The 25,883-nt window shown below is 68.3% G+C and carries 27 protein-coding genes and 1 pseudogene; 14 read left to right on the plus strand and 14 right to left on the minus strand.

The window, feature by feature from the left end; all coding sequences use genetic code 11:
- Window positions 1-107: 107 nt before the first annotated feature.
- On the minus strand, window positions 108-587 hold the full coding sequence (locus CYAGR_RS12230; RefSeq protein ID WP_015110140.1) for a hypothetical protein: 480 nt from the start codon (window positions 585-587) through the stop codon (window positions 108-110).
- A 440-nt stretch (window positions 588-1,027) separates the two neighbouring features.
- Between CYAGR_RS12230 and CYAGR_RS19420 the strand changes: the two genes are divergently transcribed.
- The 4 genes and pseudogenes from CYAGR_RS19420 to CYAGR_RS19630 form a co-directional block, all read left to right on the plus strand.
- Window positions 1,028-1,162, plus strand: coding sequence for a hypothetical protein (locus tag CYAGR_RS19420; RefSeq protein WP_015110141.1), 135 nt, complete (start codon window positions 1,028-1,030; stop codon window positions 1,160-1,162).
- Between the two features lie 583 nt (window positions 1,163-1,745).
- Window positions 1,746-1,928, plus strand: coding sequence for a CsbD family protein (locus CYAGR_RS12235; RefSeq protein ID WP_015110142.1), 183 nt, complete (start codon window positions 1,746-1,748; stop codon window positions 1,926-1,928).
- A 204-nt stretch (window positions 1,929-2,132) separates the two neighbouring features.
- Entirely contained in the window at window positions 2,133-2,459 is a 327-nt protein-coding gene (locus CYAGR_RS19505; RefSeq protein ID WP_015110143.1) for a CsbD family protein, read from the plus strand.
- A 74-nt stretch (window positions 2,460-2,533) separates the two neighbouring features.
- Window positions 2,534-2,800, plus strand: a pseudogene (locus CYAGR_RS19630) (transposase); the annotation flags it as partial.
- Between the two features lie 250 nt (window positions 2,801-3,050).
- On the opposite strand, the gene CYAGR_RS17355 reads toward CYAGR_RS19630, so the two are convergent.
- A complete protein-coding gene (locus CYAGR_RS17355) occupies window positions 3,051-3,389 on the minus strand; it encodes a 4a-hydroxytetrahydrobiopterin dehydratase (protein ID WP_015110144.1) in 339 nt (112 codons plus the stop codon).
- Between the two features lie 198 nt (window positions 3,390-3,587).
- On the opposite strand from CYAGR_RS17355, the gene CYAGR_RS12245 reads away from it, so the two are divergent.
- Window positions 3,588-4,199: a dihydrofolate reductase family protein gene (locus CYAGR_RS12245; RefSeq protein ID WP_015110145.1), complete on the plus strand. Its 612-nt coding sequence runs from the start codon at window positions 3,588-3,590 to the stop codon at window positions 4,197-4,199.
- Window positions 4,200-4,237: 38 nt separating this feature from the next.
- On the opposite strand, the gene CYAGR_RS12250 is transcribed toward CYAGR_RS12245, so the two are convergent.
- From CYAGR_RS12250 to CYAGR_RS12260, 3 genes are all read right to left on the minus strand, one after another.
- The gene (locus CYAGR_RS12250) at window positions 4,238-4,903 is read right to left on the minus strand and encodes an SDR family oxidoreductase (RefSeq protein ID WP_015110146.1); all 666 of its coding nucleotides are present in this window, start codon (window positions 4,901-4,903) and stop codon (window positions 4,238-4,240) included.
- Window positions 4,904-4,947: 44 nt separating this feature from the next.
- Window positions 4,948-5,856: a cation diffusion facilitator family transporter gene (locus CYAGR_RS12255; protein WP_015110147.1), complete on the minus strand. Its 909-nt coding sequence runs from the start codon at window positions 5,854-5,856 to the stop codon at window positions 4,948-4,950.
- A 91-nt stretch (window positions 5,857-5,947) separates the two neighbouring features.
- A complete protein-coding gene (locus tag CYAGR_RS12260; RefSeq protein WP_015110148.1) occupies window positions 5,948-6,319 on the minus strand; it encodes a DoxX family protein in 372 nt (123 codons plus the stop codon).
- Between the two features lie 130 nt (window positions 6,320-6,449).
- Between CYAGR_RS12260 and CYAGR_RS12265 the strand changes: the two genes are divergently transcribed.
- Together CYAGR_RS12265 and CYAGR_RS12270 are read left to right on the plus strand one after the other, a co-directional pair.
- Window positions 6,450-7,220 carry an ATP-binding cassette domain-containing protein gene (locus CYAGR_RS12265; RefSeq protein ID WP_015110149.1) on the plus strand — a complete coding sequence of 257 codons (771 nt, stop codon included), beginning with the start codon at window positions 6,450-6,452 and terminating at the stop codon, window positions 7,218-7,220.
- Entirely contained in the window at window positions 7,217-8,761 is a 1,545-nt protein-coding gene (locus CYAGR_RS12270) for an ABC transporter permease family protein (protein ID WP_015110150.1), read from the plus strand. The genes CYAGR_RS12265 and CYAGR_RS12270 overlap by 4 nt, the downstream gene beginning before the upstream one ends.
- A 293-nt stretch (window positions 8,762-9,054) precedes the next feature.
- Here the strand turns inward: CYAGR_RS12270 and CYAGR_RS16610 are convergent, their stop codons facing one another.
- Window positions 9,055-9,336, minus strand: a complete 282-nt coding sequence (locus tag CYAGR_RS16610; RefSeq protein ID WP_156818466.1) for a hypothetical protein — start codon at window positions 9,334-9,336, stop codon at window positions 9,055-9,057.
- Between the two features lie 382 nt (window positions 9,337-9,718).
- Here CYAGR_RS16610 and CYAGR_RS12280 point away from each other — a divergent pair, with 382 nt between their 5' ends.
- The gene (locus CYAGR_RS12280; RefSeq protein WP_172637180.1) at window positions 9,719-10,498 is read left to right on the plus strand and encodes a DUF1350 family protein; all 780 of its coding nucleotides are present in this window, start codon (window positions 9,719-9,721) and stop codon (window positions 10,496-10,498) included.
- Between the two features lie 40 nt (window positions 10,499-10,538).
- Window positions 10,539-10,907, plus strand: a complete 369-nt coding sequence (locus CYAGR_RS12285) for a putative antibiotic biosynthesis monooxygenase (protein WP_015110152.1) — start codon at window positions 10,539-10,541, stop codon at window positions 10,905-10,907.
- A 20-nt stretch (window positions 10,908-10,927) separates the two neighbouring features.
- On the opposite strand, the gene CYAGR_RS12290 is transcribed toward CYAGR_RS12285, so the two are convergent.
- From CYAGR_RS12290 to moaB, 3 genes are all read right to left on the minus strand, one after another.
- A complete protein-coding gene (locus tag CYAGR_RS12290; RefSeq protein WP_015110153.1) occupies window positions 10,928-11,419 on the minus strand; it encodes a nucleoside deaminase in 492 nt (163 codons plus the stop codon).
- Between the two features lie 19 nt (window positions 11,420-11,438).
- Entirely contained in the window at window positions 11,439-12,746 is a 1,308-nt protein-coding gene (locus CYAGR_RS12295; RefSeq protein WP_156818467.1) for a mechanosensitive ion channel family protein, read from the minus strand.
- Window positions 12,747-13,196: 450 nt separating this feature from the next.
- Window positions 13,197-13,712 (minus strand): molybdenum cofactor biosynthesis protein B, encoded by a 516-nt coding sequence (gene moaB / locus CYAGR_RS12300; RefSeq protein ID WP_015110154.1) that lies wholly within the window; start codon window positions 13,710-13,712, stop codon window positions 13,197-13,199.
- Window positions 13,713-13,793: 81 nt separating this feature from the next.
- On the opposite strand from moaB, the gene CYAGR_RS12305 reads away from it, so the two are divergent.
- The gene (locus CYAGR_RS12305) at window positions 13,794-13,988 is read left to right on the plus strand and encodes a hypothetical protein (protein ID WP_015110155.1); all 195 of its coding nucleotides are present in this window, start codon (window positions 13,794-13,796) and stop codon (window positions 13,986-13,988) included.
- A gap of 14 nt (window positions 13,989-14,002) precedes the next feature.
- Here CYAGR_RS12305 and CYAGR_RS12310 read toward each other — a convergent pair whose 3' ends face one another.
- The gene (locus CYAGR_RS12310; protein WP_015110156.1) at window positions 14,003-15,022 is read right to left on the minus strand and encodes a methyltransferase; all 1,020 of its coding nucleotides are present in this window, start codon (window positions 15,020-15,022) and stop codon (window positions 14,003-14,005) included.
- 131 nt (window positions 15,023-15,153) lie between these two features.
- Between CYAGR_RS12310 and CYAGR_RS12315 the strand changes: the two genes are divergently transcribed.
- Window positions 15,154-15,801 (plus strand): NAD(P)H-dependent oxidoreductase, encoded by a 648-nt coding sequence (locus CYAGR_RS12315; RefSeq protein WP_015110157.1) that lies wholly within the window; start codon window positions 15,154-15,156, stop codon window positions 15,799-15,801.
- Window positions 15,802-15,842: 41 nt separating this feature from the next.
- Here CYAGR_RS12315 and CYAGR_RS12320 read toward each other — a convergent pair whose 3' ends face one another.
- A complete protein-coding gene (locus CYAGR_RS12320) occupies window positions 15,843-17,381 on the minus strand; it encodes a metallophosphoesterase family protein (RefSeq protein WP_015110158.1) in 1,539 nt (512 codons plus the stop codon).
- Window positions 17,382-17,391: 10 nt separating this feature from the next.
- A complete protein-coding gene (locus tag CYAGR_RS12325; protein ID WP_015110159.1) occupies window positions 17,392-18,696 on the minus strand; it encodes a diacylglycerol kinase family protein in 1,305 nt (434 codons plus the stop codon).
- Window positions 18,697-18,731: 35 nt separating this feature from the next.
- On the opposite strand from CYAGR_RS12325, the gene CYAGR_RS12330 reads away from it, so the two are divergent.
- Window positions 18,732-19,628: an MBL fold metallo-hydrolase gene (locus tag CYAGR_RS12330; RefSeq protein WP_015110160.1), complete on the plus strand. Its 897-nt coding sequence runs from the start codon at window positions 18,732-18,734 to the stop codon at window positions 19,626-19,628.
- A 489-nt stretch (window positions 19,629-20,117) separates the two neighbouring features.
- Window positions 20,118-20,288 (plus strand): hypothetical protein, encoded by a 171-nt coding sequence (locus CYAGR_RS17360; RefSeq protein ID WP_083891392.1) that lies wholly within the window; start codon window positions 20,118-20,120, stop codon window positions 20,286-20,288.
- 98 nt (window positions 20,289-20,386) lie between these two features.
- Here CYAGR_RS17360 and CYAGR_RS12340 read toward each other — a convergent pair whose 3' ends face one another.
- Both CYAGR_RS12340 and CYAGR_RS12345 read right to left on the minus strand, forming a co-directional pair.
- Window positions 20,387-21,178: a hypothetical protein gene (locus CYAGR_RS12340; protein ID WP_015110161.1), complete on the minus strand. Its 792-nt coding sequence runs from the start codon at window positions 21,176-21,178 to the stop codon at window positions 20,387-20,389.
- A complete protein-coding gene (locus CYAGR_RS12345) occupies window positions 21,165-24,377 on the minus strand; it encodes a hypothetical protein (protein ID WP_015110162.1) in 3,213 nt (1,070 codons plus the stop codon). The genes CYAGR_RS12340 and CYAGR_RS12345 overlap by 14 nt, the downstream gene beginning before the upstream one ends.
- A gap of 270 nt (window positions 24,378-24,647) precedes the next feature.
- Between CYAGR_RS12345 and CYAGR_RS12350 the strand changes: the two genes are divergently transcribed.
- A complete protein-coding gene (locus CYAGR_RS12350) occupies window positions 24,648-25,652 on the plus strand; it encodes a M35 family metallo-endopeptidase (protein ID WP_015110163.1) in 1,005 nt (334 codons plus the stop codon).
- Window positions 25,653-25,883 lie beyond the last annotated feature (231 nt).

The raw sequence follows: 25,883 nt of genomic DNA on the forward strand, positions 1-25,883 counted from the left end.
TCGATACGGGGCGCCCTTCTCATTGTTGACGGGTTCGGCGGTGACTATCCCCCAGAGTCATTTCCGGTCACCCCCTCCAGGAGTGCACATCTCGGGCTGTGCGCGTCTCAGGGTCTGAGCATCACGGCCAACCATGGTCGGCGATCGGCGGGTCTGTCCGGGTCGCTGGCCCTACCGGGTCGCTGACCAAGCCGTCGTAACCGGAAGCCATACGCCAGGGCCTCGGCATGGATCGCCTCCGAATTGGCGGGGTCGACACCCAGCAGGCCCGCCAGCAGTTCATGGCGGAGGGGCAGGCCGTCGCGTGAACTCTCCATCAGGACCCTTGCGACGGTGAGGTCATCAAGGGGGGCGACGGGCTCGGCCTCGGAAGGCTGCTGCTGGGCGACGGCTTCCACCAGCGCCCGATCCATGGCCTCCCGCTGCTCAGCCGTCAGGACGGCGGCGACATCAGCTGAGCCAGGAATCTGCACAGCAGCGGGAGCGATGCCCAGCCATTCGATCAGCTCCAGTGCGGCGGTGCGGCCGATACCGACCCGGTCGATCCACTCATCAAGGCGGATGGGCTCGTTGTAGTTGCTGTCCATCGTCAGGTCCAGGCACGGTTCAGGATCGAGAGCTGGATGGGGCGGGTCATCAAGGCTCCAGTTCCAACATATCCACCATCCACCCCCGAGACTGTGATGAAATTCGATGGGATGAGCTGATCCTTTCCTGGCCGAGGAGGCGGAGCATCTTCTCGTCGCTCAGGCGAAAGTTCGGCAGCTGATCCAATATCTGTAGCTGCGCGATCCTCCAAAGACACTCCGGAGGGACGACCTGTCAAAAGCCTTTACATTCTGTTTTAGTGGGGCGAAGACTCTTGAATCAACCATGACTGACTCCACCTCCCGCTGCGGATTCACCGCCTTCGGCGAAACCTGGAGTGGTCGAGGCACCATGCTCGGTGAGGCGTCTGGGTTTTCAGGACAGGACCTATCGTTAACCAATGTGGTGGGGGCGCCGCTCCTGAATCGGGCTCCGACCCATGAGCAAACGCCGCACCCAGTGCCCCGAGTTCAAGGCCAAAGCCCCGATGGAGGCGATCAGTGGTTGCAAGACTTTCCAGAGGATCGCCGCCGACAAGGCCATCGATCAGTTCAATTTCTCAGTGGTCCCATGATTCACCAACTGCTGCGTTCACGGTCCAAGAGCTGGTGAGCAGGCCGCTAGGTAAGGCTGTCCCCCGAGAACGTTGGATCAGGCCAGTTCCCTGGGCCAGTAGTGGAAGCCTGAGAGCAGGTGCATTCAGCAGGACGCCCTCATCGAGATGATCCGCCACCCCAGTGCCTGACTGATCGATGTCAGTCGGGCACTGGGGTGGCGATGCATGGGACGCGAGGTCTTGGGACGGGCGGTGAAACCCCGACCCTGGCGACCTAACACCCGATCATCAGCTGATCAACCTGGTGGGAGTACACACCTAGCTGCCTCCCCTCCTTCTTTGTATGGGGAGCGCAAGTGGAATAGCTGGTTTCGGGAAGTGCCCTGCATGGATCCGCTGAAATGAAGCAGAACTGCGCACGGTCCGCATCAAGTCGCCCAGGCCAGAGGATGGCCGAGTAATATCCTTGATGCAGCAGACTAACTGCAGGAGAATTTAAGGAAGGCTAAAGATCATTGGTGAATCAATGACTGTGTTCCTGAGCAGACTTGGAGGACACATCCTTATCAAATGGATGTGAACACCCTCATAGGAGTCAGTCATGGGTTTGGGAAAAGACATCAAAGCCACCGCCAAGAACATCGAAGGCAAGGTTCAGGAGACCACTGGCAACATCACCGGTGACAAGAAGGACCAGCTGGCGGGAAAGGCCAAGCAAGCCCAGGCCAGCGGTGAACATGCCGTGGAAGACCTGAAAGACTCAGTGCGAGACGCTACCAACTAAAAGTCGCTCCATTAGTGAGTCGGTTCTCCAATCAGTTTTATGGTGCCCCACGCAATCGGTTTAACGCTTGCCGATTCAGCTCAAGGAGTTCGCTGAAGAACCCAGCGAGACTTGCGAAATTGGGGCAACTGCCCCATTCGTGAGGCGTGGCCAGCAGGAGCGCAGCGGCTCCTTATACCTTGTTTTCCCCTCGCCATCGTCACCATGAATCACCAACTTCGTTTTCTGCGCCAGCTGGCCGCCACTTGCCTTGGCCTGGCCTTCAGCCTGCTGGTGTTGATCGCCACGCCATCCTTGAGCGCTCCTGTCCAGGCCTCAGGAACCTTCACCCTCAGCGCCTCCCCCTTGCCCCTTGCCGCCATCGCCGGACGCGTCAAGGCTGGCGCCAAGGACTTCGAGGGCAAGACCCAGGAATCGATTGGCAAGGTCACTGGGAAAAAGGGAGATCGCCTCGCCGGCAAGGCTAAGCAAGTTGAAGCTAAAGGCCGGAATGCTGTTGAAGACGTCAAGGGCAAGGCCGGGATGGGCTGAGCCAGGATCAGCGGCGCGGCCTGGCACCATGACTGAAAATGCCTGGCCGGGCCATTCCCCTTTCATTGAGGGAGACCCTGTCGCGAGTCCATTCGATTCACCAGTGGGTACTTCCTCAGCGATCCTTCGATGGAAGATCAGTGATTGAGATGCCCACCATGCGGCGCTTTGCTGGCATCAGCTTGATCAGCGAGCGTATCCCGGATGAGGCCTGGATCCCGGCGTTCCGCCATCTGCTCGAGAAGCACAGCCTCGGTGAGGAGGCTTTTGTGACGAGGAATGCGCACCTCACGGCCATGGGAATGGCCATGAGCCAGGACACAATCATTGATCCAACCCTAACCCAAGGCGCTGTTGCAGTGCGATCACAGCTTTGCCAATGCCCCGCTTGCCACGTCCACCACAGAAGAAGCTCTCACCCAGCCATTGAGCCACAGCATTGCAGTGTCCCCAGAGGCCATGTGGCGTCAGTGCAGCACCCTTTAGAGGAAGGTCATCCAGGCGGGCGTAGATGATCCAGCCCCCGGCACTCTTTATCACAAGCTGTTGGCACGTGGATCAATCGGCTGGGTCATGGGGAAGGCATTCCCCTCAGCTCATATCAACACCTTCGATGGAATCAAGTTCTGTTGCTAGAGCGATATCAGCTCGGGTGAGTCCTTCAGACTGGTGGGTGTAGGTTATCGCTTCCGCATAACCCCAGCCCAGCTTGAAATCGGCATGGTGGCCCTGTTTCTCACAGATGGCGCCAGCGTGACTCACCCAGTCGAGGGCTGAGCTGAAGTCCTGAAAGGTCCAGGCTTTGTGTAAGTGATGGCCATCGACCAGATCCCAGCCTGTGAGTACGCCAAGGGAATCTTTGATCTCATCTGGAGTCAGGTTGGCACCAATATCCTCAGGGGAGCTGTTGGCCTTGTTGGCTAAAACCATCGTCAGTTCGTTTAAAATGGGCTATGCTCAACCTAGCGAGGGAGAGGCCGGCTGAAGGGGTTTTTCTGCTTGCTGAAGCCGCTGTCAAGGTGCTGATCTGCGGCGCATATGGCGCTTCGTATCTTGCGCTCATCCGTTCAAAGCCAGCAGCCTGTAGTGGAAAGCAACCGATGAGATCATGCTCCCTTGACCTCGGCGTTGACCACGATCACCAACCGCGTCAGCCTCCCAGTGAAAACTCAGTATTACGCCGCATCCAGCCTGGATGGATTCATCGCAACCACGGATAACTCCCTGGACTGGTTACTTCAGTTCGGTGAAGCGGAAGGTCCAGGCTATAAGAACTTCCTGGCTGAAGTTGGGGCGATTGCCATGGGTTCAGCCACCTATCAGTGGCTGGTGGATCATTACATCAAAGCTGGAACGCCGGAAGAAAAGCCCTGGCTCTACACCCAGCCCACGTGGATTTTCACGAGCCGCAAGCTTGCCTCCGTCCCCAACGCGGATCTGCACTTCGTGGAGGGTGCTGTCACGCCTGTGCACCAGCAGATGGTCGCCGCTGCGATGGGGAAGAACATCTGGATGGCCGGTGGGGGCGAACTGGCCGGTCAGTTCTTCGATGCCGGCCTGCTGGATGAGCTGATCATTCAGGTGGCCTCCGTGACCCTGGGCCAGGGATTGCCGCTCCTCCCCCGGCGGATCGCCTTCCCGCCCCTGAGGCTCACATCGGTGCAGGCCCTGGGTGGGGCCTTTGCCGAACTCCACTACGACGTGCCCCGTCAGTGTGAGGGCGAGAGGGCTGGCACCTGATCCGCCTGCGGTCGGCTGATCCGGTTTCCACGGCTCACCTACCAGGGCAGCACCTGGCCGTTGGCGTGCCAGAACGTGCCGCTCGTCTCTAGGGTCAGGGCGTCGATGCGGGCCAGCAGGCCGCGCACGGACGCCTCCGGCGTGATGCCCTGGGCGCTGAAGCCCGTCATGCGGGTGCTCACCAGGCCGGGATGGAGCAGGGCCACGGCGATGCCGCGGGGGCGAAGGTCGATGGCCAGCGACCGGCCGGCCATGTTGAGCGCCACCTTCGACATCCGGTAGCCATAGGAGCCGCCGGAGCCGTTGTCATCGATCGAGCCCATGCGGCTCGTCATCAGGATCACCTTGGCGCCCTCGCCCAAATGGCCCAGCAGGGCGCGTGTGAGCCGCAGGGGGGCGATGGCGTTCACCTCGAACTGGCGCCGCAGGCTCTCGGCATCGAGGGCCCCGAGGCTGGTGGATTCCAGGATCCCGGCGTTGAGGATCAGGGCATCGAGGCTCAGGCCGCCCAGCCGCTTCACCAGGGCGGCGATGGCGGACGCCTCGGTGAGGTCGATCCCCGCCTCGATGCGCACCCCCAGGCTCTCCAGCTCGGGAGACGGGGTGCGGCAGACCGCCACCACCGTGTCGCCCCTGGCCTGGAGCTGGCGGCAGTACTCCAGGCCGATGCCGCGGTTGGTGCCGGTGATCAGGACGGTGGCCATGGGGACGGGGCGGCGGTGGGACGGCTGGCTGGATCGTATGGGGCTCAGCCCTCCTCCCAGCGGAACCCCTGGTCATCCCAGGCCCTGGGGTCCTCGATCGGCTCGAGGTGGGTCAGCACATCGCTGCGGGGCAGGGCGACGGCGATCTCCTGCTCCAGCCGCTCGCAGAGGTCATGGCCGGCCTGCACGGTCCAGCGGCCCGGCACCAGCACGTGCAGGGCGACGAAGCGGCGCGAACCCGCCACCCGGGTGCGCAGGGCATGGAAGCGGATTTCCTGCGATGCATGGGAGGCCAGCAGCGCCTCCAGCTTCTCCTGTTCGTCGATGGGGAGCGAGCGGTCGAGCAGGCCGGTGGCCGTCTCCCGCAGCAGATTCCAGCCGGTGAGGGCGATGTTGAGCGCCACCGCGATCGCGATCAGCGGGTCGAGGATCGTCAGCCCGGTGAGCTTCACCAGGCCGATCCCCAGCAGCACGCCGGCGGAGGTCCAGACGTCGGTGAACAGATGGTGGGCGTCGGCCCGCAGGGTGATCGAGTGGAAGTGGCGGGAGGCCCGCAGCAGCAACCAGGCCACCACGCCGTTGAGCAGCGTGGCCACCAGGGAGAGGGCCATGCCCAGCCCCAGCTGCTCCAGCGGTTCCGGCTGCTGCAGCCGCCCCACGGCGGCGTGGATGATTGCCAGGGCCGCCAGCACGATCAGCACGCTCTCCAGGCCGCTGGAGAAGTACTCGGCCTTGAAATGGCCGTAGTGGTGGGTGCGGTCGGCGGGCTTGGCCGCCAGGCTGAGGGCCCAGAAGGCCCCCAGGGCCGCCACCAGGTTCACCCCGGATTCCATCGCATCCGAGAGCAGGCCCACCGAGCCGGTGAGCCTCCAGGCCGCGGTCTTGAGCACGATGGTGGCCACCGCCGCCGCCACCGACAGAAGGATGTAGGAGCGGGGGGACGTAAAGAGCATGGATTCGGACCGGGCGGCAGGGGCAGGAGGCCGCCCGGCCATGCTCGCCCAGCCTGGCCACGGCGTCGCGTGGGGTCGCGGTTTGGCCCGTTCAGGGGCGCCGTTCGGCCACCAGCAGCAGGCCCCCCATGATCGAGAGGTTCTTGAGCAGCGCGATCCGCTCCTGGGGGTCGGCCACATCGCTGTGGAACAGCAGGGTGGTGGGCACCAGGAACAGCAGCAGCAGGATCGCCCCGAGCCGTGCCCGGATGCCGCTGATCACCAGCACCGACCCCACGGCCATCAGCGCCACGGCCGCCGCCAGGAGCACCGGCGCCAGGGGGATGCCCCGGCCGGCGATCATCCCGGCCACTCCGGCGAAGCCGGTCAGCTTGCCGATCACCGCGTGCAGGAACACCAGGCACAGGAGCACCCGGGCGATGCCATCGAGGAGGGAGGACCTGGATCCGCTGGAGGTTGTCATCGGTGGCCGCGGGGGCGGGATGGGGGGGCGATGGGCAGATTCTGCTGGGGCTCCCCCCGGCCTGACGAGCCCGGGGGCCGGGCCGGATGGCTGGCAATCTGGTCCCGACGTTCGCGCTGTTCGCCCCCCCATGGCCGCCGGTCCCGCCACCGCCGTGCTCGCGCTGCGGGGCGTCCGTGTCAGCGGCCGCGGGCGGCCCCGGCTGGAGGACGTCGACCTGAGCCTGGCCCCCGGCGAGCGGGTGGCGCTGCTGGGGGCCAGCGGTGCCGGCAAGAGCACATTGATCGCGGTGGCCAACGGCCTGCTGGTGCCGGCGGCGGGCACGGTGCTCTGGGAGGGCCAGCCCCCCGCCCGCTCCCGCCGCGGCCGGCGGCGCCAGCAGGCCCGCATCGGCACCCTCTGGCAGGACCTGCGCCTGATCGAGGAGCTGACCGTCCAGCAGAACCTCAACGCCGCCCGCCTGGCCCGCTGGGGCTGGCCCCGGGCCCTGCTCAACCTGCTGCTGCCGCTCGACACCGAGGCCTGCGCGGCGGCCCTGCGGGCGATGGATCTGGATCCGGCCCTGCTGGAGCAGCCGGTGACGGCCCTCTCCGGCGGCCAGCGCCAGCGGGTGGCGATGGCCCGGCTGCTGCGCCAGGAGCCCACCCTGCTGCTGGCGGATGAACCCCTGGCCAGCCTCGATCCGCGCCTGGCCGGCGAGCTCCTGGCCCTGCTGCTGGCCCAGGCCGTGGCCCCCCGGGCCCTGCTGCTGAGCCTGCACCGCCCCGACCTGCTCGCCGGCTTCGATCGGGCCGTGGGCCTCAAGGACGGCCGGGTGCTGTTCGACGGGCCGGTGGCGCAGGTCAGCGAGGCCCTGCTGGCGGACCTTTACGGGGGCACACCGCCCGGCGTGGCCCCTTGAAACCGGCGCCGCCGCTGCTGATGCTGCTGCCCGCCCTGGTGCTGGCGCCCCTGGCCGTGCTGCTGCCGCCGCTGGTGCACGGGGGCGGCTGGGAGCTGATCGGCGGCTTCCTGGTGGCGGCGGTGACGCCCTCCCTGGATCCCGTGGTGCTGACGTCGCTGCTGAAGGGGCTGGGGGTGACGGCCGGCATGGCCCTGCTCGGCTGGGCCGGCAGCCTGGTGCTCGGCCTGCTGCTGGGGGCGGCCAGCTCCCGCACCGTGTGGCGCACCCTGACGGGCAGCGGCGTGCCGGCGGAACTGATCCGCCGCCTGCTGGCCCTGCCCCGGGCGATCCATGAGCTGATCTGGGGCCTGCTGCTGCTCCAGCTGGTGGGGCTGCAGCCGGCGGTGGCGGTGCTGGCGATCGCCCTGCCCTTCGGGGCCCTGGTGGCCCGGGTGCTCTCCGACCTGCTCGATGCCCTGCCCACCACGGGCCTGGAGGCCCTGCGGGCGGCGGGGGCCCCGGCCCCGGCGGCCCTGCTCACGGCCCTGGGGCCGGCCCTGCTGCCCGGGGTGCTCAGCTACGGCGGCTACCGGCTGGAGTGCGCCCTGCGCAGCGCCACCCTGCTGGGGGTGTTCGGCCTCGGGGGCCTGGGCACCGACCTCAAGCTGACGCTGCAGTCGCTGGCGTTCCATGAACTCTGGAGCGGCCTCTGGCTGCTGCTGGCGGTGATGCTGGCCCTGGAGGCGGGCATCAGCCTGCTGCGGCGCCGCTGGCTGGTGCCCGGCCGGTTCGTGCTGGCCCGGCGGGGGGTGGGCGAGCGCAGCCGCGAGATGCTGCTGGCCCTGGTGGCCCTGCTGCCCCTCTGCGTCGTGGTGGGCCGGGCCCTGGGGGTGGATCCGGCGGCCCTGCTCCGCTGGCAGCCTCTGCCGGGCCTGGGGGCCGGCGACTGGGCCGCCACCTGGGCCCTGCCCTGGCCCCGGCTGGTGGGGGGCACCCTGCTGCTCACCGCCCTGGCGGCCAGCCTGGCGGTGGGGCTGGCGCCGCTGCTGCTGCTGGTGGTGGCGCCGGTGGGCTGGGCGCGGCAGGGGCTGCGGCTGCTGTGGGCCCTGGGGCGCCTGTGGCCGCCGCCGCTGACGGCCCTGCTGCTGCTGTTCGTGCTGGAGCCGGGGGTGATCACCGCCGCCCTGGCCCTGGGCTTCCACAACCTGGGGGTGCTGGGCCGGCTGCTGCTGGAGAGTGTCGACGCCACCGATCCAGCCGCTGAGGAGGCCCTGGCCTGCGGCGGCAGCGGGCCGCGGCTGGCCCTGCTCTATGGCCGCTTCAGTGCCCTGGCCCGGCCCTACCTGGCCTACGGCGCCTACCGGGCCGATGTGATCCTGCGGGAATCGGTGGTGGTGGGCCTGGTGGGGGCGACCGGGTTGGGCAGCCAGTTGCTGGAGAGCCTCAGCTCCTTCGCCTGGGACCAGCTGCTGGCGCTGGTGGCGGCCTACGCCCTGCTCACCCTGGTCGGCGAGGACCTCAGCGACCGGGCGCGCCGTCGCTGGTTGCAGGCGGCCTGAGGGGCCGCCTGCGGCGCCGGCTAAGGTGCTGCTGAGCAGGACGCGCCCCCCGTCGGGCACCGGCAGCGCCCAGGCCACCTGATCCAGAGCCTTGTCGGCCAGGGTGGCGCCCTTGAGATCGGCGAAGAAGGTGCCGCGCTGCTCCGCACTCACCTGCAGGGGGATGTTCGTGAGGGAGCCCGACAGCGAGGAGAGTGAGAGTTCCACGTAGCCCAGGACTTCATAATCCAGGCTCTCGACCTTGTCGGGTGTCGGCTGCACCAGGAGCTGGGCGGTGGCCGACGCGGGCAGACTCAGGGGGGAAAGCGGAACTTGTTGGCCGTCGACGTTGGCTCGAGCGCACTGGCAATGTTGGTGCCGGACGTGTCAAGGAATGAAATGCTGCCTTCCAGCCCGGAGCCGGAATTGGTGCGGGCGGTGAACACCACGGAGAGCGGCAGATCGGTGAGGCTCGTATTGGAAATCGTCAGGAAGTAGCCGATGATCACATTGCGGCTGAGGCTGGCGATCGGTCCTGGGATGCCGCTCGGAAGCTGCGGTTTGGCAAGCAGTTCGAAGGTGGAGATGATGGCCATGGGGTGCTCGATGATGGAGATCAATCGCAGGCAGGGAAGATCACACAAAACCGAAACGAACAACACCGGAACGTCTCAATCCCGGCGATGACGATGGGCCCCGTAGGAGGGCCTGCCTGTGGACGCTTTTCCTCAATAGTCCGAGCCGAGGTGACAGTTCCTGCATGCAATGGATCGATCTCACGGTTGTGTCTTCGAGGTGACTCGGACCTGTCACGACGATGCAGAAGACCTGCAACGGAGGACGTTTGTCTTCCTGTCGCATGGTCGTAGAACATCGCCCATCGACCATCGCGCACTGCCGATGTCCCTTACCGTTCAGCCATTGCATTTTCAGCCGCTGCATTTCTGCTGGGCTGCCCTTCATCCCCGGCCCAGGGGTGTGGTCGTCTTCATCGGCGGTGCCTTCTTCGGCACCTTCCCCACCGTCTTCTACCGAAGGTTCCTGTCCCTGCTCCATGCCGAGGGATACACGGTGGTGGCCCTGCCGTTCCGCTTCTCCTTCCGCCACTGGTCCATCGCCCTCAGCCTGGTCGCCTATCAGGACGAACTGCGCCGGGAGCTCGCCGAGCTGGCCACCCGCCTCGGCCATGCGCCCGACCCCTACGTCGATTGGAAACCGTTCACCTGGATCGGCCACAGCCTCGGCTGCAAGTACCTTGCCCTGCTGGAGCTGCTCAGCGATCTGGAGCTCGAGGCCCTGCGGCGAGCCCTGGCCGATTGCATCGGCGCCGATCAGGCCGGACGGCTCATTGCCGCCCTCTCCTCGGAGCCCCTCGACCACCAGTCCCTCCACAACCAGCCCACCCTGCTGCTCGACCCGGTGATGGCGGACCTGGAGGACGCCGTGCCACTGCCATTTCTGCAGAAGCTGCTGAACCGCTGGATCCGGGTGTTGCCGTCACGGTCGGAAAGCTTCTGCATCGTCGGGAACTCGCGCCTGTTCAACCTCACCTCCATCGTCGGCTTCGGCAGCCGGCTGGCGGCCACCACGGTGGCGTCCTTCGTGGACCTGCTGGGGCCGCGGCTCCGTCACCTGATCCGGCTCGAGCCGCGTGATCACCTGGCGATCATGGGCGTCGGCCATACGGACATGGAGGTGGTATCCGCCGTCAGCGACTGGTTGAACCAGGAGCCCGCGTGGCACGCCTCCGGAGAATGACGCAAGGTGAGCCCCCCGGCGCCGCTGCGAAGCCTCTGCGATGCCTCTGACGCGATCCGCTCCCGACACCCAGGGCCCACCCTTCCACTACCGGTTTCTGCATCGCGTCGCGCCGGCGGCCCGAACCGGCTTCCTGGAGCTGGAGGAACGGCTGCGGACCGCGGCCCGCGGCTATCCGGGCTTCGTCGAGGAGAGTCTGCCCCTCCCCCTGGGCCAGGCCGACAACGGCGAGCTGCTCTACGAGTCGGCGCTCACCTTCGCCACCCTGGCCGATTTCCTGGGCTGGATGGACAGTCCGGAGCGGCGGAGCCTCCTCAACCCGGCCGAGCGCGGGGGGTACCGCCAGGCCGGCGCAGGCGACTGGGACGGCCATGCCCGCCACCAGTGGCTGAGCGCCGCCGCGGCCTGATCGCCCGTCGCCGGTGGACGTCAGTAGCGGACCCGGTCGGGCAGGGCCTGGTACTCCTTCCAGACCTCCACCGCCTCCTCCCTCAGGATCTGGGTGAGCCGGATCGAGCGTTGCTCCTTGGGCAGGGCCAGCTGCTCGTAGATCGGGCGGTCGTCGAAGTCGCCGTATGCGAGGGCGTCCTCCACCGTGGCGGCGTAGACCACCTCCTCAATGCCGGCCCAGTAGCAGGTGGCCATGCACATCGGGCAGGGTTCGGCGGAGGTGTAGAGGATGCAGCCGGGCAGCTTGAAGCTCTGCAGGGTGATGCAGGCCAGCCGGATCGCCTCCATCTCGCCGTGCCAGGTGGGGTCGTGGCTGGCCACGACGCGGTTCATCCCCTGGGAGATGACCACCCCATCCCTGACGATCACCGCCCCGAAGGCCCCGCCGGTGCCGTACTCCAGGGCCGCTTTGCGGGACAGGTCGATCGCCTGGCGGATGAACGTCTCGTGGTCCGGCGTCGCTGCAGCCATGAACGTTCCCCCGGACGGCTCAGCGTACGCGCGCCGTCCCGGCCAGCTCCAGGCCATCGGCCAGGGGGATCCCCTCCCGCTGGAAGCGGGCCACCAGACGCCCCTGCAGCTCGCGGGAGCAGGCCCACTGCTCGCCGGCCACGGTGGTCAGCAGCATGCTCACGGTGATGCCCAGCGGGCCGGTGGCGCTGACGCCCCGCAGCAGGGGGGGCGTCAGCAGCCTTGGCCCCCAGGCGGGGTCGGCGTGGAAGGCGGCGAGCTCCTCGGCCACCACCGCCAGGGCCTGGTCGATGGCGCTGCAGCGGTGGGAGAGCAGCAGCTTCACCTCCTCGCCGGAGCGCAGCTTGGTGTGGTTCACCACCCGGTCGAAGGCGCTGTTCTGGACCACGGCCATCCGGTGGTCGAGGCAGCGCAGCTGGGTGCTGAGCACCCCCACATCCACCACGTCGCCCTCGAGGCCGTCGATCTCCACCCAGTCGCCGATGGCGTAGCGGTCTTCGATCAGCACGGCGAGGCCGGCGACGAAGTCCCGCAGCAGCCCCTGGAACACCAGGGCCAGGCCGCCGAGGAGGGCGCCACCGGCCAGCAGCAGGGAGGAGGAGGCGGCGCGGATGCCGGGAATGTCGATCAGGATCCAGCCCGCCGCCACCAGGAGACAGGCCAGATCGATGAGGCGGTGGCTCACCCGCAGCAGGCTGCGGTGGCGCTGCTCCCGCCGCGCCTGCTCCTCCACCGGCACCCTGGCCCCGTCGGCCCACTGGTGCAGCAGAAAGGTGGCCAGGGAGCGCACCAGCAGGGCGACCAGCCCCACCACCAGCACCTTGAGGAGGGAGTGAACCGGCTGCAGCAGCAGCTGCAGGCCGAGGGGCACCTTGCCCGGGACGGCCATCACCCCCAGGGCCAGCATGGCCATCAGCTGCAGCAGTAACGCCATCAGCAGCACCAGCCCGAGGGCCTGGTGCAGGAGCAGCCGCTGGTCCAGGGCCCGGTCCGGCGCCGGGTCACGACGGGCCTGGAGCGTGGCGCCGCGTCGGCGGTTCTGGCGCCAGAGCCAGACGGTGGCGGCGACGAACAGGACCAGCACCAGTTCCACCAGGACGGTGACCTGCCAGCGGCGGCGCAGGTCGGCCGGCCGCATCACCCGGCGGGCATGGCGCAGGCGGCTCTGCAGCCGTTGCTGCCAGCGTTCCCCAAGGGCCCAGGCGCTCGTGCCGTTGAGGCTCGCATCGGCTGGGGTGATCGTCAGCAGCGGCAGCGGTTGGGATCGCTCCGGCACCCTGGCCTCCAGCACCACATCCCCCGTTGGCAACTGCCGGCGCTGGACCACCAGCTGGTCGGGGGCGCTGGGCGGGACCGCCTGGAGCGGGGGCTGCTCGCAGGCCCCCCGTTCCCCCCAGCACCCGCAGCAGGAGCCACTCGGCGATCTGCTCGCTCTCGCTGCAGAGCGGCTTCGGGTCGTAGAGCAGGCGGAGGTTGCCTTCGATCACCTCGGCTCGGCGTTGGGCGTCGGGATCTCCGTCCCGTTGCCCCACCACCGGAGAGGCCACGGTGAGGGCGGGAATGCCGAGGATCCTCACCTTGGCCAGCTCGAAACTGCCGGCCGCCACCATCCCTCCGCTCCCGGCCGGGGGCGCCGCCGGCGGGCCCGCGCCGTCGCCGACGGTCGCCGGGGCGGCTGAGATCGGCGCCGGCGCCAGAGAAAAGCCGACGGCCAGCAGCAGGGCCAGGGCCCCCAGCCACCAGGCACGCGCCGCGCCGTGCCACCGGGGGCGGACCCTCACGGCGCCTGATCGGCCGGCTCGCGGAGCCGCGGCAGCAGCTGCACCAGGTTGCAGGGGCGGGTGGCGGTGTCGAGCTGGGCGCGGATCAGCCGGTCCCAGGCGGTGCAGACCGCATCGAGGGAGCCGGGCAGTACGAACACCACTGTGCCGTTGGCCACACCGGCCAGGGCGCGGCTTTGCAGGGTGCTGGTGCCGATCGTCTCGAAGGAGAGCACCCGGAACAGTTCGCCGAAGCCTTCGATCGTCTTGTCGAGCAGGGGCGCCACGGCCTCGGGGGTGCCGTCGCGGCCGGTGAGGCCGGTGCCGCCGGAGCTGATCACCACCTGCACGGCGGGGTCGGCGATCCAGCGGCTCAGCTCGGCCCGGATGCGGTAGCGGTCATCGGGCACCAGGGTGCGCTCCAGCAGCCGATGGCCAGCCGCCTCCAGCCGCTGCTGCAGGGCATCGCCCGAGGGGTCGTCGGCCAGGGTGCGGGTGTCGGAGACCGTGAGCAGGGCGATGGCGAGGGTCACCGGTCCAGCGGTTGCGGTTGGCCCTGACGCTAGGGCGAGGCAGGCCTCTGGCACACTCCAGGGACAGGAGAGTGCCCGGACATGACCTGGAAACGGCTGGGGCGGGGGCTGCTGTTCGGCCTGGCGGGTTTCCTGCTCAGCACCGGCATCAGCTACGTGCTGGTGCTGCAGCTCTACACCCGCCACGACCGCGAACTGGCCGCGGCGATGACCAGCGTCTTCTTCTTCGGTCCCATCGGCGGGGCCATCGCCCTGGTGGTCGGGCTGCTGGTGTGACGCGGGGGCCGCGCTCAGGCCGCCACCGCCTCCACCACCGCGACCGGTGACGGGGTCGGGTGGATCCCCGCCAGGCGCAGGCCGGCGCGCTCCAGCAGCTGGCCGTACTCCGTGGGGGTGCGCTCCCGGCCGCCCTCGGTCATCACCAGCATGTTGAGATCGAGCAGCTTGCCCGGGGCCGGACCGTTGCCCGGGGGAATCACCTGCTCGAGGATCAGCAGCCGGCCGCCGGGGGCCAGGCCGGCGCGGATGTGGCCCAGGATCGTCAGGCAGGCGTCATCGCCCCAGTCGTGGAGGATGTGCTTGAGCAGGTAGGTGTCGCCGCCGGCCGGCACGCCGGCGAAGAAATCGCCGCCGGCGACGCTGAAGCGCCCCTCCAGCTCCGGCGGCACCGCCACCGGCGCCACCACCGCCGGCTGGTCGAAGAGGGTGCCGCGCAGATGGCCGTGGTGGCGCAGCAGGGTCTGCAGCAGCTGGCCGCGGCCGCCGCCCACGTCGATCAGATGGCGGGCGTCGCTGAAGTCCCAGGTGGCCAGCAGTCCCTCGGTCTCGACGCGGGAGAAGTCGGTCATGGCGCCATCGAAGATGGCACCGCGCCCGGGGTTGTGGCCGTACCAGGCGAAGACGGGTGCGCCGAAGCGGTGGCGGAAGGCGCTCTCGCCGCTGCGGACGCTGTGGAGCAGGTCGGTCCAGGCGTCGTAGTGCTCGCCGCCGAGCATCCGCACGAACTGGCGCAGGGAGCCGGGGTGGTCGCTGCGCAGCAGCTCCGCCAGGGGGGTGAGCACGTAGCGGCGCGGCTGGCTCCCGCTCTCGGCGAACACGCCCAGGCTGGCCAGACCCCGCAGCAGCCGGAACAGGGACTCGCCGTCGGCGCCGCAGCGGGCGGCGAGCTCCTCGGCCGTCAGGCCTTCGGGGCCGGCGGCCGCCAGATGGTCGGCGATCGCCAGCTCGGCGGCCACATGCAGCATCTGGGTGATCCAGTTGCCGCAGGCGAGCTGGAGGAACCGGCTGGTGAGGTCCGCGCTGGGGTCCATGGGAGTGGGGCGGGGCGTGGTCGGTCTACACCTGCCCCCGGTCCCCCGCACGGGCATCGGAGCTCACCGGCGGAACGGGCCGCCCCCGCTTAAGTTCCGCTCGACACCCTCCGTCACTGCGCTCCCCAGCCATGACCCTGAGCTTCGCCGAGCTGCTTGACGCCCTTCGCTGGCGCTACGCCACCAAGCAGTTCGACCCCAGCCGCCGCATTCCCGCCGACACCTGGGCAGCGCTGGAGGCGGCGCTGGTGCTCACCCCCTCCTCCTACGGCCTGCAGCCCTGGAGGTTCCTGGTGATCGAGGATCCGGCCCTGCGGGCCGAACTGCGGCCCCATTCCTGGAACCAGTCCCAGATCACCGAGGCCTCGCACCTGGTGGTGTTCCTGGCGCGTCGCACGATCGAGCTGGCCGATCTCACCCGGCTGATCGAGGCCACCAGTGCTGCCCGCGGCGTGCCGGCGGAGCCGCTGGAGGGCTACCGGCAGATGATGCAGAAGGATCTGGTCGACGGCCCCCGCAGCGCCGCCATCGCCACCTGGGCCAGCAACCAGGTGTACATCGCCCTGGGCAATTTCATGACCGCCGCCGCCCTGCTGCAGGTGGACACCTGTCCGATCGAGGGCTTTTCGCCACCCGACTACGACCGCCTGCTGGGCCTGGAGACGACCCCCTACCGCAGTGCCGTGGTGTGCGCCGCCGGGTATCGCGATCCGGCCGACAAGTACGCCGACCTGGCCAAGGTGCGCTACCCGCTCGATGAGCTGATCGAACACCGCTGATCCGCTGCGCCCCCCCTCCGCCGCACCGACCCCGCGCGGGATCAGCCCGTCGCTGGCAGCAGGATCGGATCGAGGGTCCCGTGACGCCAGCGGCCCTCGGCCTTCTCCGCCACCAGCGGCGTGAGCGTGAGCGTCAGGGGGCTACCGGCCGCCACGTCGACCCGCAGGGCGGAGTAGGAGCGACGCAGGGAGGAGCCCCGGCCGCTGCGGCCGAGGAACAGGCGGGAGCGGGCCACGACCCGCTCGCTGCCCGCCGGACCCTCCAGCAGCTCGGGCCCCTCCGGCCGCTGGCGGCGCAGGCTGTAGCCGCTGCCGCCGCAGATCAGCCAGGGGATGTGGGCGTCGCCGTGGCCGGTGTCTCCGGTGTGGAGCAGCTCCAGGCAGTGGGCATGGCCGCTGAAGGCCAGATCGATCAGGGGGCGGCCGGCCGGCCGGTCGCCGAGGGCGGCGGCGACGCGATCCAGCACGCCGCGCAGCCGGGCGCGCACCGCCAGGGTCTGGCCCTGGTCCCACTTGCTGACTTCGGTGACGACGGGGGGATGGTGCAGCACCAGCAGCCGGCCCCGCACCTCCGGGTTGCGCCAGGAGGCGATCAGGGCGTCGGCGAACCAGTCGAGCTGCTCCTGGTCGACGGCCGGCGGCCCGCTCTCGAGCTGCTTGTCGATGTCCCGGATCTGCTCGTCGAGTTGCTGGGCTTTGGCGGCCCGGTCGTCGCGGGCGTCCTCATCGCCGCTGAGGGGACCGAGGGAGAGCAGCAGGGCGCCGCGCTCGGCGTCGAGCTGCTGGCGGCGCCGGCGCAGCTCCCCGTCGTCGTCGCCGGCGGGCAGGGGCTGGTTGAAGGTGTTGGAGTCGAGGGCGAACACATCGAGGCCGGCCCAGCGGAAGGTGTAGTGGCGATGGGGCAGGCGTGTGAAGGCGCCGGGGCGGTAGAGCAGGCAGCGGGCCCCGTCGACCGTGGCGGTGCGGGTGCGGGCCAGGTGCTCCTCCAGCCCGGCCTCGGGCACGGCAGCCAGACCATCGAGGAAAGCGCGGGCCCAGGCCTGGCCCACGTAGGAGCCGTGCCAGCCCACATCCAGCTGGATCCAGCGGCGCAGCAGCCGGCGCGGCGGCGCCGTGAGGCCGGCCAGCAGCCCCAGCGGCAAGGGCAGGTCGTAGTAGTCGTGGTTGCCGAGCACCGGCAGGAACGGCACCCGGAAGACGAGCTGGTCGTAGCGCAGCCCCCGCCAGTCCTCGCCGCCGACGATCCACTCCCGGTAGGGACGGATGAAGTTGTCGGGGTACTGCTCGCTGGAGCCCACCGGGTAGACGACGTCGCCGGTGTGGAGCAGGAAGCGGGCATCGGCGCCATGGGCGAGCAGTTGCTCCGCCACGCGCCGCTGGGGGGTGGCGCGGCGATGCAGCCCGGTGCCGCTGTCGCCGAGCACGAGGAAGGAGAAGGCCTCGGGGGTGCCCGGATCGCCCGCGACCGCCAGGCGGCAGGGGTCGATGCCGTGGCGGGCGAAGACGGGATGGCCCCAGCGCACCCGGTCGGCCATGCGGCGGATCTTGGTGGCGACGCCCGCCTCGGTGGCCAGGTTCATGGACGTCCGTTCACGGTGGCGGCAGCGGCGCGAACACCGTCAGGGCGCCGGGCAGGCAGGTGAAGGTGACCGGGTCCGCCTCGACCATCTCGCCGTCGATCACCAGCTGCTGGGGCGGGTCGGTGGTGATCGTGATGCAGCGGGCCCGCAGGCACAGGAGGTCGGGGTGGTTGGCGGGCGACTGCACCACGGCGGAGGTGAGCAGGGAGGCGAGGGCATTGAGCCCCTGCAGGCGGGTGGTGGGCGAGGCGATGGTCACCTCCAGCAGGCCGTCGTCGGGGATCACCCGCCCGAAGCCCTGGGCCAGCACGGAGGTGGCGGGGGCCACGTTGGCCACGGTGATGGCGGCGGCCTGGACCTCGGTGACGGTGCCGTCGATCTCGACGCGGGCCTGGAAGGGCTGCTGGGACGCCAGCTGCTGGGCGCCGGCGAGCACGTAGGCGAGCGGGCCCAGCATCGTCTTGAGTTCCCGGGTGGCGCGATCCACCATCCCGGCCTCGAAGCCGACCCCGGCCAGCAGGGTCATCGGCATGTCGTTGCAGCGGGCGGCGTCCACGACGTGGGTGTGGCCGGCCAGGATCGTCTCGCAGGCAGCCACCAGGTCGGTGGGAATGAACAGTGCCGAGGCGAAGGCGTTGGCGGTGCCGCGGGGAAGGACGCCGAGGGGGATGCCGGTGCCCGCTACGGCCCCCGCCACGGCCGAGACGGTGCCGTCGCCACCGCAGGCCACGATCATGGCGTTGCCCGCCTCGTCGGCCGGCCGGGCCTGGAGCAGCTCAACCAGTTCCCGGCACTGGTCGGCCGGGTCGGTGCCGGCCCGGGTGAGCAGCACGGTGACCCGGAGCTGGGGTTCGAGGATCGAGCGGATCAGGGCCAGATCGGCGTTGGCATCCCCCTGGCCGGCGACGGGATTGAACAGCAGGTAGGCCGAACGGCCGTGGGACAGACCCCGCAGGGCCAGCTCGGCGGTGGCGGCATTGAGGGCCAGGGGCACGGCGGCCAGATCACAGGCGCGGATCAGCAGCCCGGCGTCGGGTGGGGTGCCCGCCGGTGCCGTCGGATCGAGGAAGGCCACCACCAGGCCCACCGCACCGGCCAGCACCTCGGCGGCCACCTGGATGTCCCCCCCCTCGGCGAGGGCCGCCAGCGCCGTGACCCGCAGCTGGGCGGTGCGCGGGTCGCTGCCGAGCGCGGCCGCCAGTTCGGCGCTGGCCAGCAGGGGGAAGCCGGCCACCGCCAGCGACTGCCGGTCGAGCCAGTCGAGCAGCGCCTCGCGGCGCGATGCACTTGCCAGCAGCGCCAGGGCATGGGCCATGGGGATCAGGCTAGGGGCGTCGCCGCCACCTTCCCATGGCCCGTCCCCAGCAGCGCCTGGCCGCCAACACCCCCGGGCCCTTCTATGTGGATCGGACCTGCATCGACTGCGGCACCTGCTGGCAGTTCGATCCGGCCCACTTCGCCCCCACCGGTCGCACGTCGCACGTGTGGGCCCAGCCGCAGGGCGAGGGCGACACCCGCGCGGCGCTGCTGGCACTTCAGGCCTGCCCGGTGGCGGCGATCGGCACCACCAGGGAGCTGCTGGCCCGGACCCCGGCCGATGGCTTCCCGGTCCTGGTATGCAGCCTGCCGGCGGGGCAGGTGCACTACGGCGGCTGGGCGTCGCGTAAAAGCTTCGGGGCCAGCAGCTGGCTGATCACCCGGCGCCACGCCGATGGCCGCCACCACAACGTGCTGATCGATTCCCCGCGCTGGAGCGGCGCCCTGGCCCGCCGGATCGAAGCCCTGGGCGGCCTGCAGCAGATCCTGCTCAGCCACCGCGACGACGTGGCCGACCACGACGCCTGGGCCGAACGCTTCGGCGCCGAACGCTGGATCCATGCCGCCGATGCCGACGCCGCCCCGGAGGCGGAGCATCGCTTCGAGGGCACCGAACCCATCGCGCTCGACGACGATCTGCTGGTGCTGCCGGTGCCGGGCCACACCGCCGGCTCGGTGGCGGTGCTGTTCGCCGGCCAGGTGCTGTTCAGCGGCGACCACCTCTGGTGGGGCGTGGATCCCCCCGGGGTGGTGGCCTCCCGCCGCTACTGCTGGTGGGACTGGCAGGAGCAGGTGCGTTCGGTGGAGCGGCTGCTCGACCTGGACGTGCGCTGGCTGCTGCCCGGCCACGGCCGCTGGCACCACTTCGCCCCGGGGGAGTGGCGGGTGGAGCTGGAGAAGACGCTGGCGCGGGTGACATCTGCCCGATGACACCACCATCGACCATTCGTGATCGATCACCGGGTGAGAGGGACCCCCTCGGTGGATGAAGGACCCAGGAGGCTCAGAGCACCCTGAAGTGAAACAGGACGCTCTCTTCGCAAATGGGGACTCCAGGGCCGTGTGACGTCCTGGGGCGAGCGGACGTCCTGTAGTGAAGTCGACAAGTGGTTAACGGGTCCGTGAACGATGGAGGTGCCTGGACTATGGGAGCTAGAATCCACTGGAGTGACTTGATTCCAGCGGCATCGATCTGTGGTGTCGGCCTTGGTTCTCGGACAATGGCAATTCCCTGCTGTGGTTCATGGAAACCGTCGAATAACAAGTTGGAAAGATGCGAACAGCTGCACCGAATCAGGCAGATTCTGAGCATGGCACGGTTTTGGGTCGCTTCTACTGAAGCCCTCATGCTCATGGCAGCAGGGCTATCCTGTCAGTGAACTTTGAACTACGCATTTCACGGGCAATCAGCTCGTTGAGGTGACCTGCACCACGGCGTGGGCCGAGCACTACGCTTTCGCAAGCCATCGTTCTCCGGCAGATGCGCAGGGACCGCTACGCGATCTCATCACGGCGGTGCGCTACGTGGATCGCATAGAGCAGCGGCAGGGCACGTGGCGCATCGCGGCGCGCAAGCTCATCCTCGACTAGTGGCGTGTCGATCCGGTGCTCGATGCCGGCGCCGGCCCAGCGGTGTCGCTCTTCAAGCGCGACAAGACCGATGGGTCGTATCGAATGCCTGAATGAAGTCAGAGCTCGAGTGCCGCGACCGACAGGTCGATGCCGCCGCGCACGAAGACTTCGGCCCGCGGGTTCACGAGAAAATTGATCGGCTGTAGCGTGAAGTAGTCGCGGTCGTACTCGTCGAGGCTCGCATCCGTTCGCGGGGCAGGGGCATCCAACCGCGTGAGGATGAAGCGATGCGGGCTCGTCACGGTGACACCGGGCGGTCGTTTCCATTCGTAGGTGTGGTAGAGGACGACCGCATCCGGGAACTGCTCCACGAGCCAACTCACGTGGGCCTGCAGCTTCGGGGCGATCGTGGCATCGGCCTGCCGGATGGCGGCACGCTTCTGCGCGTTCAGCACGTGCTCGCTCAGCGGACTCCACGCGGCATGCAGCCCGGGTAGTGCGTCGCGAATCGCATCGCGGTATTCCTGCATGAAAGCGCCGCCACGCTCTTGTGCCCGCACGAAGCGCACGTCGACCCGATGCGCAGGTTTCTCCACCAGCATGTGCCCGTGATAGAAATCCATCAGGCTGATCGCTTGGGACAGCGGAATGTTGCCGTTCCGGTTGGCGGGGTCGAGCGCGTAGCGGATCGTGGCGAACAGATTCTCGCGTAGCGGTGTGGGTAACCAGCGGGAATCGGTTGCCAGGCGCAATCGCCCCTGCGCCCGCTCCAGATCTGCAAACGTGAATCGAGCGTGCTGGCCGGGAACGACGGGGCGCCCCGGGCTCGTGCGGGCGGCGGTCGAGGTCTCGGTGGTGCCGCGCTCCTCGGTGCCGCGCTCGGCGGTGCTCGGTTTAGGATCCGGCACCTGGCTCTTCTTCCACGCTCGGCAACGCCTGGCCTTCGCGGCGATAGACGCGGTAGCTGTCTTCGCCCTGACCCTGCCACGGCCGATCGGCGATGCGCTCGCGCAGATGCGCGTTTTCCAGGCACTTCCCCTGCACGTCGAGCACGCGATGCGCGAGCTTGAAGCCCTCCAACAGTGACACTTGCCCAGGAATCGTCTCGACCACCAGCGCATCCTGCGCGAGCTGCACCGAGCGCTCATCGAGCACGACCGTCGAGTCGGCAGGATCGCGAACGAACACATGGTCCTGGATGCGTGCACGCAGGCTCGCGGCCGGGCCGGTATGAAACTTCGTGGCGAGCAGCTCATATGTCGGCGATGCATCGAGCTGTCCCCGCCAGCGGCCGAGGAACTCTTCACCGGAACGCAGGTTGCGCGTCAGCAGGTCGATGAGCGCGTACGACGTGCCGTCGAACTCGAACATCTCTTCGTTGCCGAAGAAGCCGTGGCGCATCAGCCCGCGGGTGAGGTAGGGCAGCGGCACACCGCCGAACGTCTCTTCGGCGAGCACGCGATGATGGTCCACGCTCGGCGAGCCGCCCCAGATGAACTGCATGTAGTGGCAGAGGTTGTTGCGCACGTGCGCGATCACGCGCGTGAGCCGGCTCTGGGCAGTCAGGTATTCGGACTCGGCCTCGTACATCTTGGTGCGCGCATCTGCCGCTTGTCGGGCTGCCGCTTCGAGGCGCGCGGCACGCTGCCGTGCCTGCTCGGCATCGGTCGGTACCGGCTCCTGGCGCGCAGTCTCGAGATCGAGACGGCGCTGATTGGCTTCGGCGCGGCGCCGGATCAACGTGCGCGAAAGGGCGTCGTTCGTGCCCACGGTCGCCTGCAGGTCGGCGGCGAGCTGAGCCGGCAGCGCAGGGATCAGCAGATGCGCGTGCTCCGACAGAAACTTTGCATCGACCGCCGCCGGCTTCGGCAACGTCCGCGCGCGCAGCACGACGGGACGCAGGTCGTACAGCTCGGTGCGCACGGAGTACGAGCGCAGCAGCTGGTAGTAGAAGTAGTTCGCGGTGATTTCCTGGTTGCGATTCTCGATCGCTGTCGTGACCTCGACGACGTCTTCGGTCTCGATCTGCTCGCGTACCTTCACTTCTCGTTTTTCGTTGTAGTTGACCGAGGTCTTCAGTGCGGCTTCCGCGAGCAGGCTCTGCGTCGCGCGGCTGTTCGTCGCCAGCTCGAAGCCCGTCTGCGTCTGTACGTCCACGCTGGCTACCAGGATGTCGAAGCTCGCGCTGGCCGTGACGGACAAGTTGTACTTGGCCGACATCTCGCGGACGAACTCCGCGGTTTCCTTCTGCGTCTGGCTGTATTCCTGCGACCGCGTGCTCGCAAACTCCTCGACCGTGGAGGTCTCGCGCGTGGTCTTGACGAACGTGCGGCGCAGGACCTTCTCGGATTGATTCGGCGCGAGGTTCTTGTAGCCGACGAGCTTGCCCTGCACGTAGCCTGCAGGGAACCAATGCTGGCGATAGACCACGAGCATCGCGAGGCGCTTGGAACCCTCGGCACGTTCGCGCGGCAATGCGGTCAGCGTCGACGCAATCGTGTCGAGCAGATCCGACAGCGCGAAGATCGCCGAGTACACGAGCTCCGCTGCGAGGTCCTTGAAGTTTTCGCGGAAGGCGTTGCCCGGCTGCGCCACTTTGATGAGCGCCTGCGTGGCTTCGTTCGCGACCGCTAGCAGCGCATTCAGCTGGTTGAGGAAGTCGCCGCCCAGGTACTCCAGGTATGGGCCCAGGTGGCGCACCATGGCTTCGTCATCGATGGAGAACCCGGGCGGCGAGGTGATCCAGTTGTATTCGAAGCTGCGGACCTCACCCGTCCAGCGCTGCGGCGGCCCGGGAAACTCCAGATAGTTGACGGTCGGACTGCCATCGTGGGTATCGTTAATGCGTTCATCCGGACGCACCCGGGTTGCCGGCATGGCGTTGATCGCCGCCTGCAGGCGCACGCGCAGATTGTCGAGATCGGGCAGCTGCAACGGCGCCAGCAGAATCTCCGTCTGCGCGATGGCGCGCAGCAGCCCGCTCATCTGGCGGATGCGCAGTTGCATCTGTCCGATCTGGATGGCGTTCTCCGCGGTACTCAGGAACATGATGTCGCGGATGAGCAGCTCGACATCGCCAATCACGAGTTGCGCACGGTGGGCCGGATCGCGCATGCCGAGTGCATCCGCGAGCTGCATCTGCGTCAGGAAGTGAATGACCTGCAGCGCCTTGCCGCTCAGGACCCTGGCGGCCTCGACGTCACGCACGGTGTCGGTGCGCTCCTCCTGGAAGGGACCGCACTCATCGACCGGTACGACGACGGCGTAGTCGTAGTAGATGTCTTCGTTGGTGTTGAGCCGGCCAGGGAACGTGTAGCGCGGCTCGCCTGCCTGCAATTGGCGGGGCGGTTGCGCGCCGGCGAGCGCGTAGATGTGCTCGATGTCGCACTGTCCGGTGGAGACGGCGGCTTCGCCGGCAGCCGCGGTGATCGAGCTGCTGCTGCTCGCCGGCGGCGGCGCGGCGGACGGCACGTGCCCTAGGCGCTCGGCTTCGCGCTGGTACAGCTGGGCGCTCCAGGCCGTGCGCCACGGAACCGGTGCCTTGCGCGCCATGAGCGTGCCGACGGAAGGCTCGGGGTCGTCGGCGAAAGAACGCCCGGTCAGGATGAGCCAGCGGTTGCTGAGGTAGTGCAGCGCCGTCGTCAACGCCTGTTGCGCGTCGAGCTGATCCTGCTGGCGTCCCTGATCGTCGCCCGCGTACTTGTAGTGCGCGGCGGTCGCCTGCAGGTCGCACAGGGACGCGGCCGGTGGTATCTGCGGAAATGTTTCGGCCGGCTCGACGTAGTGCGCTGCTGCCAGCGCGTAGTACTGCAGCGCAAGACCGGCCGCCGGCAGCTGCGGATCATTCGTCGCGAGGCGGTTCAATGCCGGCCCGCTGGCGAGCACCGTTTCCTCGACCGAGCGGCGTACCGAATGCTCTGCGGGCAGGCTCGCTACGCTTGCAACAAATTCGTCACGCGAGGCAAAGAGCGCATCGAGCTGTCGTTGCCGCACGCGACTGCGCTGCAGCGTCCGGGCGGGGCGTTGGTCGTCCGCGGCTGCACCGGCACGGCGCGCAAACAGTCCATCCGATGGGGTTGCTGCGGAACGGGGGTCTTGCGGCGCCATGACACGATCTCCCTTTAGTTGTTCTTCCCACAGTTTGTACTCAAGTTTAGCATCGAGTCAGCACTGGAAGGATGACCATTCATGGCTGACCCAAAGGACACCAGACAAGCGCGCAGTACTTCGGATGAGGATCGCGGACTCGTTGCGACTGCAACCACTGCGGAGGACCGCGGTGTGGCGGCGTCGCCGACTCGCCAGTCGCAACCCGAAGCGCCCAAGACCGGTGGCTGCGGGCATGGGGGAAATTGCGCCGAAGCGCAGTGCCGGCAGATGTCGGCGGCGTTGAGCGAGGCACAGGGTCTGGTGCGCGCCGCGATACGAGATCTGTCGCAGGCCGTCGGCCGCGGTCGCGACATCAAGGACCTGCCGCCGAAAACCATCGAAGCGCTGCAGTGGCACTTCAAGACGACGGCGCGCGAGCATGTCAGAAACATCCACGACCTCTTCACGCACATTCAGGATCGCCTGAGCCAGGGGCTGCGCATCTTCTCGTGCCTCGATACGGAAGGCGCCTGCACCGCGTTGAACCGCGCGATTCCCATCGTCGGCGTCATTCCCGCGGCGGTTGCCTATACGCGGCCTGGTGATCATCCGATCGTGCTGTGCCCGGCCTTCTTCCTCGAGTCGCTACTCGGCTTGGGATCCACGCTCGAGCAGGCGGTGACGATGATCCACGAAGCCGGCCACAACGCCGGCTTGGCTCTCTTGCAGCCGCTGCCGCAGCTTCCGCGGGAGGTGTACATCGAGGAGCAGGTGTATCGCGCGCTCGACGCGCAGCAGGCGATGCAGACGACCGACGTATTCGCCAACTTCGCGCGCGACAATGTCCACGGCATTCCCGGGCGGTTCGCGATGAATGTGCCAGGCGAGCTGCGCGCGGGCGTTGCGATCTCCGATGATCGGCCACCGCAGTTCGTGCTGAGCTACGGTGTCACGGCGGAGTTCCAGCATCCCGTGCTGCGCATTCTGATTCCGACGGCCAGCGTCGAGCTCATCTACATGCCGTTCTCCTCGCAGGCCGAGCAGCGCGCCATGCTGGCAGGCACCGTCGGAGCGCGCCTCGCTGCGCGAGGCGAAAAGATTTTTCTGGATCTGCGAGCCGGGGTGGTCGTCGAGCCGGGACGGCTCTCCGCGGGCCTGACTGCCGCGCTGGTCGAAGCGTCGACGCATTTCCAGCCGGGCTCGTTCGACATCTCCGCGTTCTTTCAGGCGCACCGCTCGCTGATAGAAGCGGAGCAGAACAAGATCATTCTCGGCATCGGCGTGGATCTCTGAGCCGCGCTCGGCAGAGCGGCAGCACGAACCGGCTGCCGCTCTGCATCCATCGCAGATCGCTCGCTGCTAACGATCGCTCATCACAGGCCTGGCTCGTGCCCGTCATGATTAAGCCGCCCGCGTTGATCGTTTCGCCGGGCGCGACCACCTGCGGCTTGTCGTTGCCGGTCTCCGGATCGTCGAACGGCGAGGAAGCGACGATGCGTACTACATCAAGAAGCGTGGCGAGGA

The sequence above is a fragment of the Cyanobium gracile PCC 6307 genome (genome assembly GCF_000316515.1).
Taxonomy (GTDB): domain Bacteria; phylum Cyanobacteriota; class Cyanobacteriia; order PCC-6307; family Cyanobiaceae; genus Cyanobium; species Cyanobium gracile.